12 protein-coding genes and 1 pseudogene are annotated in these 13638 nt (G+C 70.7%); all 13 read right to left on the reverse strand.

All coding sequences use genetic code 11. The features are described from left to right. Positions 1–563 precede the first annotated feature (563 nt). Positions 564–1358, reverse strand: a pseudogene (locus tag SZ60_RS17705) (pseudouridine synthase); the annotation flags it as partial. Further along, a complete protein-coding gene (gene scpB / locus SZ60_RS10800) occupies positions 1348–1986 on the reverse strand; it encodes an SMC-Scp complex subunit ScpB (protein WP_082060060.1) in 639 nt (212 codons plus the stop codon). The gene scpB and the pseudogene SZ60_RS17705, both read right to left, overlap by 11 nt. Continuing rightward, positions 1976–2830, reverse strand: coding sequence for a ScpA family protein (locus SZ60_RS10805; RefSeq protein WP_043595854.1), 855 nt, complete (start codon positions 2828–2830; stop codon positions 1976–1978). Before SZ60_RS10805 ends, scpB begins: the two co-directional genes overlap by 11 nt. After that, on the reverse strand, positions 2814–3713 hold the full coding sequence (locus SZ60_RS10810; protein ID WP_043595856.1) for a ParA family protein: 900 nt from the start codon (positions 3711–3713) through the stop codon (positions 2814–2816). The genes SZ60_RS10805 and SZ60_RS10810 overlap by 17 nt, the downstream gene beginning before the upstream one ends. Positions 3714–3875: 162 nt before the next feature. Further along, on the reverse strand, positions 3876–4790 hold the full coding sequence (gene xerD, locus SZ60_RS10815; protein WP_043595859.1) for a site-specific tyrosine recombinase XerD: 915 nt from the start codon (positions 4788–4790) through the stop codon (positions 3876–3878). Positions 4791–4839: 49 nt separating this feature from the next. Next, positions 4840–5421: an NUDIX hydrolase gene (locus SZ60_RS10820; RefSeq protein WP_043595861.1), complete on the reverse strand. Its 582-nt coding sequence runs from the start codon at positions 5419–5421 to the stop codon at positions 4840–4842. Next, complete coding sequence (locus SZ60_RS10825; RefSeq protein WP_082060063.1) at positions 5418–7136, reverse strand: CTP synthase; 1719 nt, start codon at positions 7134–7136, stop codon at positions 5418–5420. Before SZ60_RS10825 ends, SZ60_RS10820 begins: the two co-directional genes overlap by 4 nt. 51 nt (positions 7137–7187) lie before the next feature. Then, positions 7188–8909, reverse strand: coding sequence for a DNA repair protein RecN (gene recN, locus SZ60_RS10830; RefSeq protein WP_043595866.1), 1722 nt, complete (start codon positions 8907–8909; stop codon positions 7188–7190). Continuing rightward, positions 8906–9889 carry an NAD kinase gene (locus SZ60_RS10835; protein ID WP_231567131.1) on the reverse strand — a complete coding sequence of 328 codons (984 nt, stop codon included), beginning with the start codon at positions 9887–9889 and terminating at the stop codon, positions 8906–8908. Before SZ60_RS10835 ends, recN begins: the two co-directional genes overlap by 4 nt. A 5-nt stretch (positions 9890–9894) precedes the next feature. Then, positions 9895–10710, reverse strand: a complete 816-nt coding sequence (locus SZ60_RS10840; RefSeq protein WP_043595870.1) for a TlyA family RNA methyltransferase — start codon at positions 10708–10710, stop codon at positions 9895–9897. Next, complete coding sequence (locus SZ60_RS10845; RefSeq protein WP_043595871.1) at positions 10707–10925, reverse strand: hypothetical protein; 219 nt, start codon at positions 10923–10925, stop codon at positions 10707–10709. Before SZ60_RS10845 ends, SZ60_RS10840 begins: the two co-directional genes overlap by 4 nt. Positions 10926–10973: 48 nt before the next feature. Continuing rightward, positions 10974–11978 carry an HAD-IIA family hydrolase gene (locus SZ60_RS10850; protein ID WP_043595873.1) on the reverse strand — a complete coding sequence of 335 codons (1005 nt, stop codon included), beginning with the start codon at positions 11976–11978 and terminating at the stop codon, positions 10974–10976. Then, positions 11971–12876: a hypothetical protein gene (locus tag SZ60_RS10855; protein ID WP_082060062.1), complete on the reverse strand. Its 906-nt coding sequence runs from the start codon at positions 12874–12876 to the stop codon at positions 11971–11973. Before SZ60_RS10855 ends, SZ60_RS10850 begins: the two co-directional genes overlap by 8 nt. Positions 12877–13638: the final 762 nt, after the last annotated feature.

Genomic DNA, 13638 nt, shown 5'->3' on the forward strand with positions numbered 1-13638 from the left:
CCCTGGTAGCCGCCACGGGCCGGACGGTCATCGCGTCCGCGGCCGTCGTCGTTCCGGCCCTGGTAGCCACCACGAGACTCACCGCGACCGTCGTCGTTGCGGCCCTGGTAGCCACCACGAGATCCACCGCGGTCGTCACGTCCCTGGTACCCGCCGCGGGCGGGACGCTCGTCGCTGCCGTGGTAACCGGTTCGAGCCGGTCGCCCCTCGCGTCCACGACCGTCGTCGTTGGTGCCCTGGTAGCCGCGCACGGGACGCTCGTCGCCCGAGCGACCGTCGTGCCGGTTGCCCTGGTAACCACCCCGGGTGGGACTCTCGTCGCGTTGCCCGCGGCGCGCCTCCTGCTCTCGGCGGACCTGTGCCCGGCGCGAGGTCGACTCGGCCTGGTCACGGGCCGCGGCACGGCGACGCTCGGCACGGGCGTCGGTGGCGGGGTCGTACTCTTCGTCGTCCTCGTCGTAGTAGTCCTTCTCGACCTCGTCGTCGGCGAGGGCCAGCTCGACCACGTCGGCCTCGTCGACGGGGGCGTCGGGGCTCTCTGTGATCGGGGCGGCGTCGACCGTCGAGTCCGCCGTGGCGTCACGCGAGATGGTCAGGATGGCCCCGAGCTCGACCTTGGTCAGCGAGCGCATGTGGCCGACCTTGAGCGTGCCGAGGTGCAGCGGGCCGAACGAGCGTCGGACGAGGTCGATGACCGGGTGGCCGACGGCCTCGAGCATGCGACGGACGATGCGGTTGCGCCCCGAGTGCAGCGTGATCTCGATCAGCGACGAGTCGGACGAGCGCGAGAGACCCGCGCCACCGGCGACGAGCGTCGCCTTGTCGGCCGCGATCGGGCCGTCGTCGAGCTCGACGCCGGTCATGAGCTCGTTCAGCACCGAGGTCGTGACGACGCCCTTGACCTTGGCGATGTAGGTCTTGGTCACGCCGAACGACGGGTGCGCGAGCACGTGTGCGAGCTCGCCGTCGTTGGTCAGGACGAGCAGGCCGCTCGTCTCGACGTCGAGGCGGCCGACGTTGAAGAGCCGCTCTTCGTACTGCTCGGTGAACTGGCGCAGGTCGGGGCGACCGTTCTCGTCGCTCAGGGTGCTGACGATGCCGACCGGCTTGTTGAGCATGACGTAGCGACGCGTGGCATCGAGCTGCACCGCGCTGCCGTCGACGACGATCTTGTCTTTCGCCGGGTCGATGCGGCGGCCGGGCTCGGTGACGACCTTGCCGTTCACCGTCACGCGACCGGCGGCGATCATGTCTTCGCTGACGCGGCGCGAGGCCACGCCCGCGGCCGCCATGACCTTCTGCAGGCGTTCGCCCGAGGCCAGCTCGGAATCGTCGGAGGAGAACTGACTACGCGACATCGTCGAACCCCCCCTGGCCGTCCGAGAGCAGGGGCGAGATGAGCGGGAGCTCATCGAGCGAGTTGATGCCGAGATGGGTCAAGAGGAGGCCTGTCGTTTCGTAGTTGATGGCGCCTGTCTCGGGGTCGGTGGACGACTCCGTGATCAGGCCGCGACCCAACAGCGTACGGACGACCGAGTCGACGTTGACCGCCCGGATCTGGGCGATGCTGCTGCGGGTGATGGGTTGCTTGTAGGCGATGACCGCCAGCGTCTCGAGAGCCGCTGAGGACAGTTTCGTCGGGTTCTGCGTCAGCACGAAATCGCGGACGACCGGATCGTGCTCGTCACGGACGTAGAATCGCCATCCGCCGCCGACCTCTCGCAGCTCGAAACCCCGTCGGACCGTGCCGTCAACCCCGTCGAAATCGGCCACGAGCGCCGTGATCGCCGGCCGCACCGCGGCGACGGGGGCGCCGACGGCGGTCGCCAGGTCGACGAGCGACTGCGGCTCGTCGGCGACCATCAGCAGCGCCTCGAGCTGGCGCGCGATCACGGTGGACGGGTCGGCCTCGCGAGTCCGGGCTCCCTCGGACCGGGCCCCGGGCGTCCCGACGGACGAGGAGGCGCCGGTCGCGTCAGCCCTCATAGTCGGCCCCCAGCGCCGCCAGGTTCTCTTCGGTCCAGGTCTCGGCCACCCAGCGGACGCTGAGCTCGCCGAGCGGCTCGACCTGCTCGAACGAGATGGACGCATGACGGTACAGCTCGAGCAGGGCCAGGAACCGGGCGACGACGACGCCCTTCTCGTCCACGCCGGCGACGAGCTCGCGGAAGGTGAGGACCGCACCGCGACGCAGCAACGACACGACGATCGCTGCCTGCTCGCGGATGCTCACCAAGGGGGCGTGAAGGTGGTCGAGGCCGACCGTGGGGATCTCGCGGGGAGTCAGCGCCAGGGCGGCGAGGGCGGCGAAGTCGTCCGGCGAGAGCGTCCAGACGAGCTCGGGGGTCGTGACGCGGTACTTCTGTTCGAGTCGCACCGAACGGGCGTGCCGGGCCGCCTCGGCGGCTCCGTGCTGCGCGAACCACTCGGCGGCCTGCTTGAAGGCCCGGTACTGCAGCAGCCGGGCGAAGAGCAGGTCGCGCGCCTCGAGCAGGGCGACGTCCTCGGCATCGACGAGTTCGCCCTGCGGCAGCAGCCCCGCCACCTTGAGGTCGAGCAGCGTGGCCGCGACGACGATGAACTCGCTGGCCTGGTCGAGGTTCTCGTCGGTGTCGATGCGGCGGAGGAACGAGAGGAACTCGTCGGTCACGGCACTGAGGGCGACCTCGGTGATGTCCATCTCGCGCTTGGTGATCAACGAGAGCAGCAGGTCGAACGGCCCGCTGAAGTTCTCGAGCCGCACGTCGAACCCGGGCGAGACCTCGTGACCCGTGAGGGCGGTCTCGTCGGTGCCGACCTCGGCGGTCGCCGACTCAGGCCGCGGCACCACGCGCGATCAGCTCTCGGGCCAGCTGGCGGTAGGCCTGCGCCGCCGGGTGCTCGGGGGCGAACTTGGTGATCGGGGTGCCCGCGACGGAGGCATCGGGGAACTTCACGGTGCGACCGATGACGGTCTCGAGCACCTGGTCGTCGAAGGCCTCGACGACGCGCTCGAGCACCTCACGGCTGTGCAGCGTGCGAGAGTCGAACATGGTCGGCAGGATGCCGTCGAGGGTGATCGCGGGGTTCAGCCGGTCGCGCACCTTCTCGATGGTCTCGACGAGCAGGGCGACGCCGCGGAGCGCGAAGAACTCGCACTCGAGCGGGATCAGCACCCCGTGCGCCGCGGTGAGGGCGTTGACGGTCAGCAGGCCGAGCGAGGGCTGGCAGTCGATCAGGACGACGTCGTACTCGTCGCTGACCTGACGAAGGATGCGCGCGAGGATCTGCTCGCGCGCGACCTCGTTGACGAGGTGAACCTCGGCGGCGGAGAGGTCGATGTTGGCCGGCATGACGTCGAGGTTCTCGACGCGCGTGGGCACGATGACGTCGTGCGCGTCCTTCACGGCGCCGATCATGAGGTCGTAGATCGTGGCCTGGTCGTGCGACTGCACGCCGAGGCCGGCCGTCAGCGCACCCTGTGGGTCGAAGTCGATGGCCAACACGCGACGGCCGTACTCGGCGAACGCGGCGCCGAGGTTGATCGTCGTGGTGGTCTTGCCGACGCCGCCCTTCTGGTTGCAGAGGGTGATGATGCGGGCCGGGCCGTGGCTCGACAGGGGCGCGGGAGTCGGGAACTCGGTGCGCGGGCGCCCGGTGGGGCCGTTCGCGGGGACGGTCGCCGGAGCGCTCTCGAAGAGGGCGGGGGTGCTCGAGGTCGGCTTGGTGCTCACGGGTACGAGAGTACCGGCGCCCCCCGACGCCGACGGGCTGCCGCGCCCGGCCCGTCACCAGGAAGCCTCATGCCTTGCTTGAGGGTTTTGCCTGGTCAGCGCGGGGTCGATGCTCTGTCGACGCCAGGTCGGGGCTCGGTCGGGCGCCGGGTCGTCGCCCGGTCACGACGCCCATCGTGCCCGCGGATGTGCCGTCGAGTACACGTCCCGCAGCGCGTCCGCCGTCACCAGCGTGTAGATCTGCGTCGTCGCCACGGACGAGTGCCCGAGCAACTCCTGGACGACCCGGACGTCGGCCCCTCCCTGGAGCAGGTGCGTCGCGAAGGAGTGCCGCAGCGTGTGCGGCGACACCTCGAGGCCCAGCTGGGCCCGCTCGGCCGCCGCCTGGATGATCAGCCACGCGTTCTGCCGCGACACCCTGGCCCCGCGCGTGCCCAGGAACAACGCGGGCGTCGGTTCTCCCCGCGGCGAGAACACCGGTCGGGCACGGACGAGGTATGCGTCGAGCGCCCGGCGGGCGTAGCTGCCGAGCGGAACGATGCGCTGCTTGTTCCCCTTGCCGAACAGGCGCACGACGTCGCCCTCGATCACGTCGTCGACGTTGAGCGACACCGCCTCGCTCACCCGCGCCCCCGTCGCGTAGAGCAGCTCGAGCAGGGCCTTGTCGCGCAGTCGCGTCGGCTCGTCGCCGTCGGTGGCGGCGAGCAGCGCCTCGACCTGGCCCACCGAGATGGCCTTCGGGAGGCGGCTCGGCAGCTTGGGCGGCCGGGTGGTGGCGGCCACGTCCACCGCGACCAGCCCCTCCTCGAGCGCGAAGCGGTGGAACCCCCGCACCGACGACAACACCCGGGCCACCGAGGAGGCGCCCAGCGGTTTCTCGGCGCGGGTCGCCAGCGCCGCCGGGAACGACGCGACGTCCCCGGGCTCGACCTCGTCGAGGGTGACGCGACCGGCCTCCGCCAGGTGCGCCCGCCAGAGGACGAGGTCGCGGCGGTACGCGGCGGTCGTGTTCGGACTGAGGCCTCGCTCGACGGAGACGTGTCTCAGGTACCGGTCCAGCGCCTCCTCGATCGTCACCGGGCCAGGCTACGGCCGGGGCCGCGGCGCCGACGGGGCGACGCGCACCTCAGCGGGACGCGACCGCGGCGAGCGCCGCGATGCTGAGGATCGAGTTGTGCAGACGCCCGGCGAGGACGCCGTCGACGATCTCGTCGAGCGAGACCCAACGCTTCTCGATGTCGGCTTCTTCGTCACTGCGCTCGAAGGGGCCCTCCGTCGCGCTGACGCCGGTGGCTCGGTAGACCGTGACCATCTCGTCGTTGCCGCCGGGCGTCGTGTGGAACGAGACGAGTTCGTCCCAGGTCGTCGCCTGCAGGTCGGCTTCTTCTGACAGTTCTCGCTTCGCGGCGTCGAGCTTGCTCTCGCCCTCGGCGTCGAGCAGGCCGGCGGGCAGCTCCCAGTCGCGGGTGCGGATCGGGTGTCGGTACTGCTTGATGACGAGAACGCGCTGCTCGTCGTCGACGGCCAGCACGGCGACCGCCCCGGTGTGCGCGACGTACTCGCGCACCATCGGCGACCCGTTGTAGTCGACGGTGTCGCGCTTGACGTTCCAGACGGCGCCTTGGAAGACGACCTCGGTCTTCGTGACCGTCGGCGACGCCGGCTCGTCGGCGAGAGGGCCGGTGGCCGCGGAGAACGCGTCGGTCACGCGACGACCTCGGCAGCGTCGGCCTCGTCGGCCTCGTCGGCGAACAGTTTGCTCGCGTCGTGGCGCTCGAGGGATGCGGCGACGAGCCCGGCGAAGAGCGGGTGGGCGTCGTTGGGGCGCGACCTCAGCTCGGGGTGGGCCTGCGTGCCGATGTAGAACGGGTGGACGTCGCGGTCGAGCTCGACGTACTCGACGAGCGTGCCGTCGGGCGAGGTGCCCGAGAAGCGGAGGCCCGCGTCGGCGATCTGCTGACGGTACTGGTTCGAGACCTCGTAGCGGTGGCGGTGACGCTCGGACACCAGCTCGGAGCCGTACAGGTCGGCGGCGAGCGAGCCCGGCGTGAGGGCGGCCGGGTAGAGGCCGAGGCGCATGGTGCCGCCCAGGTCGCCGTCGGCGATGATGTCGACCTGCTCGGCCATGGTCGCGACGACCGCGTACTCGGTGTCGGGGTCGAACTCGGACGAGGAGGCGCCGGTCAGGCCGGCCTCGTTGCGCGCGTACTCGATGACCATGCACTGCAGGCCCAGGCAGAGGCCGAGCGCCGGCAGGCCGTTCTCGCGGGCGAAGCGCAGCGCACCGAGCTTGCCCTCGATGCCGCGGATGCCGAAACCACCGGGCACGCAGATGCCGTCGACCTGGCTGAGCGCCTTGGCAGCGCCCTCGGCGGTCTCGCAGTCGTCGGAGGGGATCCAGGTCAGCGACACCTTGGTCTGGTGCGCGAACCCGCCGGCCTTGAGGGCCTCGGTGACCGACAGGTAGGCGTCGGGCAGGTCGATGTACTTGCCGACCAGGCCGATCGTGACCTCGTGCTTCGGCTCGTGGACGGCGGTCAACACGGGCTGCCAGCCCGACCAGTCGACCTCGCCCGCCTTCTCGCCGAGACCCAGGTGGTCGATGATGTACGCGTCGAGCCCCTGGTCGTTCAGCATGGCCGGGATGTCGTAGATGCTCGCGACGTCCTTCGCGTTGACCACGGCGTCCTCGTCGACGTCGCACATCAGGGCGATCTTCTTCTTGTTGCTCTCGCTGACCGGACGGTCGCTGCGCAGCACGAGGGCGTCGGGCTGGATGCCAATCGACCGGAGGGCGGCGACGCTGTGCTGCGTCGGCTTGGTCTTCTGCTCACCGGACGCACCCATGTAGGGCACGAGCGAGACGTGCACGAAGAACACGTTCTTGCGACCGAGCTCGTGGCGCACCTGACGAGCGGCCTCGATGAACGGCTGGCTCTCGATGTCGCCGACCGTGCCGCCGACCTCGGTGATGATCACGTCGGGCTTCGGGTCGTCGTCCGCCTGCTGGCGCATGCGCCGCTTGATCTCGTCGGTGATGTGCGGGATGACCTGCACGGTGTCGCCGAGGTACTCGCCGCGTCGCTCTTTCGCGATCACGGTCGAGTAGATCTGGCCGGTCGTGACGTTCGCCGACTGACCGAGGTCGATGTCGAGGAAGCGCTCGTAGTGCCCGATGTCGAGGTCGGTCTCGGCACCGTCGTCGGTCACGAAGACCTCGCCGTGCTGGAACGGGTTCATCGTGCCCGGATCAACGTTCAGGTACGGATCGAGCTTCTGCATGACCACGCGCAGCCCGCGAGCCGTGAGCAGATTGCCCAGGCTGGCGGCCGTCAGGCCTTTTCCGAGGGAGGAGACGACGCCTCCGGTGACGAAGATGTGCTTCGTCGTGCTGGCATCTGGACCCGAGTTCTCAACGTTCACCACGGGATTCCATCCTATGTCACACCGAGCCGTTGCGACAGACCACGCCTGTTACGAACGTGTGTCGGCCGTGGTCGGTCGTCGGGCCGACGAGGCCAGCTCGAGCAGCTCGCGCGCGTGCTCGAGGCCACTGGAGCTGTCGGGCAGCCCCGAGAGGAGACGGGCCATCTCGGCGACTCGCTCGTCGCCCTCGAGCTGGTGCACGCTGCTGGCGGTCACCTCGCCCGAGGCGTCCTTCACGACGCGGAGGTGGTTGGTGGCGAACGCCGCGACCTGTGCCAGGTGCGTCACCACGATGACCTGCGCCCGTTCGGCCAGCGCCGCCAGCCGTCGACCGATCTCGATCGCGGCCGACCCGCCGACGCCGGCATCGACCTCGTCGAACACGAAGGTGGGCACGTCGCTCGACCCGGCCATGACGACCTCGAGCGCGAGCATCACGCGCGACAGCTCGCCGCCGGACGCCCCCTTGCCGAGCGGCCGCGGTTCGCTGCCGGGGTGCGGCCTCAGCAACAGCGACACGACGTCACCGCCGCTCGTCCCGAGCTCGTCGCGCGGCGAGACCTCGACGACGATCTCGGCACCGGTCATGGCCAGCGCGCTCAACTCGGCGCTGACCCGCGTCGAGAGGTCGGCCCCGGAGGCGCGCCGCAGGTCGCCGAGGACGCCCGCCCGCCGCTCGGCCTCGGCCCGCAGCTCGGCCACCTCGTCGTCGAGGTGCGCGAGCCGGTCGTCGTCGCCGTCGAGCTCGACCAGGCGCCGGCTGCCGTCGTCGAGCATCCGGATGACGTCGTCGAGGGTGGGGCCGTACTTGCGGACGAGCCCGGCCAGGTCGGCGCGACGCGTCTGCACCGACTCGAGTTCGACGGCGACGTCGGCGTCGAGGGTGCCGAGGTAGCTCGACAGGCGTGACGCGGATTCACCGACCTGCACGCTGACCTCGGCCAGCAGGTCGGCGATCGGCTCGAGTGCCGGATCGTGAGGGGCGACGCGTTCGATCTGACGCCGGGCCTCTTCGACCAGCGAGACGACGTCCCGGGTGCCGTCGACCGCGTCGGTGGAGAGCACCTCGTGGGCGAGCCCGGCCGCCAGACGCAGGTCTTCGGCGTTGCTCAGTCGCTCGGCGGTGGCGTCGAGCTCGTCGAGTTCGCCGGCCACGGGGGCGAGCCCTTCGATCTCGTCGATCGCGGCCCGAAGGCCCTCGGCCTCGTCGCGCCGGGCATCGCGGTCCCGGGTGATCTCGTCGAGTTCGGCGCGGGCGGCCAGCCAGGCGTCGTAGGCGCCGCGGTAGTGCGCGACGGCCTCGGCCAGTGCGGCCCCGCCGTGCGCGTCGACGGCCGCACGTTGGGCCGCTGCGGACTTGAGGCGGATCTGCTCGGACTGGCCGTGCACCACCACGAGATGGTCGGCGAGGTCACCGAGCACGCCGATGGGAGCAGTGCGCCCACCGACGACCGCGCGGCTGCGCCCTTCGGCCGAGACGACTCGGCTGAGGAACAGTTCACCGTCGTCGACCTCACCGCCCGCATCACGGACACGCTCGACGATGGCCCCCTCGGCGGGGACCAGCCACCGGCCGTCCACGACGGCCTGAGGACTGCCCGAGCGGACGACGCCGCTCTCGGCACGCTGGCCGAGCAGCAGGCCGAGCGCCGAGACGACCATGGTCTTGCCCGCACCGGTCTCACCCGTGACGGCCGTGAAGCCGGGGCCGAGCGGCAGCGTGGCACGACCGATCACGCCCAGGTCGCGGATCGAGATCTCTTCGATCATCGGTCGCCCTCGGCGGCCGGGGCGGTCGGCGACGACGAGGTGACCGACTCGGCGGGGGCTTCGTCGACAGGCGCCGGACCGCGCCAGCCGGTGACCGGCAACTGGAACTTGGCCACCAGACGGTCCGTGAACGGGCCCGTCCGCAGGCGGGCGAGTCGCACGGGCTGGTCGGAGCGACTGCACTCGACCCGGGCCCCCGGAGGCAGGTCGTGCTCGCGACGACCGTCGCACCACAGGATGCCGCGGGCGTCGGTGCGGCTCAGCACCTCGACGGCGAGCACCGAGTCGGGCCCGACGACGAGTGGGCGGGCGAAGAGGGCGTGGGCGCTGAGCGGCACCAGCAGGAGCGCCTGCACGGCAGGCCACACCACGGGGCCGCCGGCCGAGAACGAGTAGGCCGTCGAGCCGGTCGGCGTCGACATGACCACGCCGTCGCAGCCGAACGACGACAGGGGACGACCGTCGACCTCGATGACGACCTCGAGCATGCGCTCGCGTGAGGCCTTCTCGACCGTCGCCTCGTTCATGGCCCAGGTCTCGTAGACGACCTCGTCACCGTTGGTGACCTTGACGTCGAGCGCGAAACGCTCCTCGACCTCGTAGTCGGCGGCGAGTACGCGGGCGACGGTGTCTCCCATCTCGTCGCGCTCGCTCTCGGCCAGGAACCCGACGTGCCCGAGGTTGACCCCGACGATCGGGGCGCGGGTGCCACGGATCAACTCGGCCGCACGGAGGATCGTGCCATCACCGCCGAGCACGATGACGCATTCGAGGTCGTCGCAGGCCACGCCGTCGAACAGGATCTCGACGTCGTCGATGGCGGCCGTGGGCTGCGCCCGACGGATGTCGTCCCACTCGTCGCGGGGAAGGACGGGAACCACCCCGGCGTCGCCCAGCAGCCCGCAGACCTCGAGGGCGGCGTCGATGGAGTCGGGGCGCCCCGTGTGCGAGACGACCAGGATGTGTCGTGTCGAAGAGATGTCGATCACCCTCTCGTCAAGCTGTCGGCCGTGCTGAGCCATTCTGTCGGATTCGTCCCGGCCGAGGCCGAGAAGTGCACACAGTACTCGCGGTTGCCCGAGCCTCCGACGATCGGGGACGAGATGAGGCCGGCCGTGCCGAGCCCCAGGTCGTGGGCGGCCCACAACACGGTCGTGACGGCCTCGTTCCGCAACACGGGGTCGAGCACGAGGCCTTCACGGACCCCCTGCCGACCGACCTCGAACTGCGGCTTGATCAGCAGGACGAAGTCGTTGTCCACACCCACGCTCGCCACGAGCGCGGGCAGCACCATCGTCAACGAGATGAAGGACACGTCGGCGACGACGAGCGACACCGAGGAGGCGCGGGTCGTCAACGCCGCGAACCGCTCGGCCGTCAGGTACCTCGCGTTCTCGCCCTCGACGATCGTGACCCGCGGGTCGAAGCGCACGGGGTTGGCCAGCTGACCGTGGCCGACGTCGAGGGCGACGACGTGCTCGGCCCCGCGCTCGAGGAGGACTTGGGTGAACCCGCCCGTGGACGCACCGACGTCGAGGGCCGTTCGGCCCGTGGGGTCGACCCCGAACGCGTCGAGGGCACCCAGGAGCTTGTGTGCCGCGCGACTCACGTAGTGGTCGAGCCCGGCGACGGCGACGTCGTCCGTCTCGGCCACCCGAGCAGAGGCCTTCACGACCCCGATGCCGTTGACCGTGACCAGCCCGTCCGACAGCAACCGGGCGGCATGCGTCCGTGACCGGGCGAGGCCCCGCCGGGCGAGCACCGAGTCGAGTCGGTCCCCCGGCGCCTCGGAGGCCGTCATCGACCGCCCTGACCGGTGTCGTCCGTCGTGCCCTCGAGCACCGCACGGAGTTCGTCGTGGACCTGTTCGAAGCCCTGGGCCCGGGAGGCCAGGGGCTGGGACTCGATGTCGGCCAGACGCGCGGCGGACTCGACCCGCGCCTCCTGACGGTCTGCGGCATCGACGACGTCGAGGTCGGTGTCGCCGCGGACGGTGGCGTCGGGATGGTCGCTCATGGTGCCGTCAAGACTAGCCGCCACCCCTGACGGTCGGAGCGGACGCGATCAGCCGTCGGCGTGCAGCTTGGGGTCGACGTCGAGCCCGTAGATCGCCTTGCCGGTCCCCCACACGGCGGTCGCCCCGGCGCGCAGCAGGTCGACGGGGTCGTCCCCCTCGGACAACACGCGCACCACGTGACCGCGGACGGCGACGCTCGCCGTGCGGACGGTGACGACGTGCACGTCCTCTTCGTCGTGCTCGACGGTCTCGGGATACGGCTGGTCCAGCTCGCGGAGGTCGCCGACGATGAAGTCCGGTCGCGACTTGGCGTCCGCCGCGAGCACCTGCTTCGCGCCGTCGATGCCGGTCAGCACGAGGATCGAGACGAGTCCGGCCGCGTTCGCACCCACGATGTCGGTGTCGAGCCGATCGCCGATGAACGCCGCCTTCGTCGCCCCGAAGCGCTCGACGGCGGCGGTGAAGATCGGAGTCTCGGGCTTGCCGGCGGTGACGGGCAGGCGCCCGACGGCCGTGTGCACCGCGGACACGAGCGTGCCGTTGCCCGGTGCGACGCCACGCTCCTGCGGGATCGTCCAGTCCGTGTTCGTCGCGATCCACGGGATGCCCGTGTGCAACGCGAAGGACGCCTCGGCGAGTTGCGCCCACCCGACGTCGGGGCTGAAGCCCTGGACGACCGCGGCAGGGGCGTCGTCGGCCGAACGGGTCACGACGAACCCCTCGGCCTCGAGCACCGACGTCAACCCCTCTCCGCCGACCACCAGCACCGTCGAGCCGGCGGGCACGGCATCGACGAGGAGGCGCACCGCGGCCTGCGGGGACGTCACCACGTCGTCGGCACCCACCGCGAGCCCGTAGCCGGCCAGTTGGCCGGCCACCGTCTCGGCCGTGCGCGACGCGTTGTTCGTGATGTACCCGACACGACGCGTCCGAGCGGCCTCGGTGAGGCTGTCGACGGCGTGGTCGATGGCGTGTCGCCCCCGGTACACCACACCGTCGAGGTCGGCGAGGACGGTGTCGACGCCGTCGAGCGGGGTCCTCCCGTCAGCCACGGTGGTCGTCGACGTGGTCCGTGCCCTGCGGGGCCGTCTCGGGATCGGCAATCTCATCGTGCTGGCCCTGCTCCTCGTCGTGCTCCTCGTCGTGCGGCTCGTCCGATCCTTGCTCGGGTCCGTTCAGGTCGTCGACGCCTTCCCGGGGCTCCGGCTCGACATCACCGAGTTCCTGGAGCGCTCCCACGCCGACATCGTCGAGCCCCGCGGGCCGTTCGTCGGAGACGTCGACGTCCTCTTCGACGATCTCGACGGTCTCACCGTCGTCGCCCCCGTGTTCGAGAGCAGCGAGAGCGTCCTCGGCACGGTCCGCCAGCGCGAGCCACTTCTCCCCCTCGTCGGGCCGGCCGAGATCTTCGAGCACCGTTCCGTACGCCGCGAAGAGGGCCGGGCTGTAGCTGAACGCCTTCGTGCGGTCCAACTGGGGAATCTCGAGCTCGCCCAAGGCCGCCTGGGGTTGGCCCAGGTCGAGGCGCGCACCCGACATCGCGATCGCCAACGAGACGCGCACCTGCGCGTCGAGCGTCGACACGTCGACGGACCGGCCGAGCTCGAGCGCCCGCTCGGGGCGACCGAGACCGCGCTCGCTGTCGACCATCAGGGGCAACTGGTCGTCACGGCCCGAGATGCGGCGGTAGGTGCGAAGTTCGCGCAACGTGAGGGCGTAGTCCCCCACCTGGTAGGCCGTGATGGCGATCGTCTCGCGGACGACCGAGATGCGACCGGCACGACGGCCTGCCGACAGGGCGTGCTTGTGCGCTTCCTCCGGGTCCTCGTCGATCAGTCGTCCGGCCATCACCAGGTGTTTGGCGACCCAGTCCGCGTTCTCCTTGCTGAGCGTCTTGAGCTCACCACGCGCCACCTTGTCGAGATCCCGGGGCTCGACGTCGTCGGGCACGTGCGCGACCTCTTGCGCCGGACGGACCGACTTGATGCCGAAAGGATCTCGGTCTTCCGGAGTCTCGCGCGGCTTCCAGGCCTCTCGGCGATCTCCACGTCCGGTCGAGCCCGCACGAGGACCCGCTCCGCGACGATCGTCGCCGCCGGGGCGACCGCCACGCTGCGGCCGGTCGCCGTAAGACGGACGGTCTCCCCGTTGAGGACGGTCACTCGACGAGGGACGATCCCCCCGCTGAGGACGGTCACCATAAGAAGGACGATCCCCCCGCTGAGGACGGTCACCCGAAAACGGGCGTTCGCCTCGCTGGGGGCGGTCGTTCGACGGGCGCCCTCCGGTCGGTCGTCCGCCGACCGGACGACCCTCGGCCGAACGGCCACCCTGCTGAGGGCGACCCCCAGTGGGACGATCCCCCGAAGGACGCCCGCGATCACCGGAGGACGGGCGGCCACTTCCCCCACCGCGGTGAGAGCCCCCGCCGCCAGAGCCCGAGGAGGGGCGGCGCGGGCCGTCCTTGCGGTCGTCGTCGTCGCGATCAGTCACCGAAGTGCTCCTCTGTTGTTCTCTGCCAGCTGTCGAGTTGGGAAGGGATGACTCTACCAAAGTGACCGCAAGTGCAGGAGGCGCGGTGCGAGTATTCGGCATTCGTCCCGTAACGCAGAAAAGCCGCCCCAACTGGGGCGGCTCTTCTGGTGTTTCTAAAAGGAGTCCGGCGGTGTCCTACTCTCCCACAAGGTCCCCCTTGCAGTACCATCGGCGCTG

The sequence above is a fragment of the Frigoribacterium sp. MEB024 genome, assembly GCF_000878135.1.
In the GTDB taxonomy this organism is placed as follows: domain Bacteria; phylum Actinomycetota; class Actinomycetes; order Actinomycetales; family Microbacteriaceae; genus Frigoribacterium.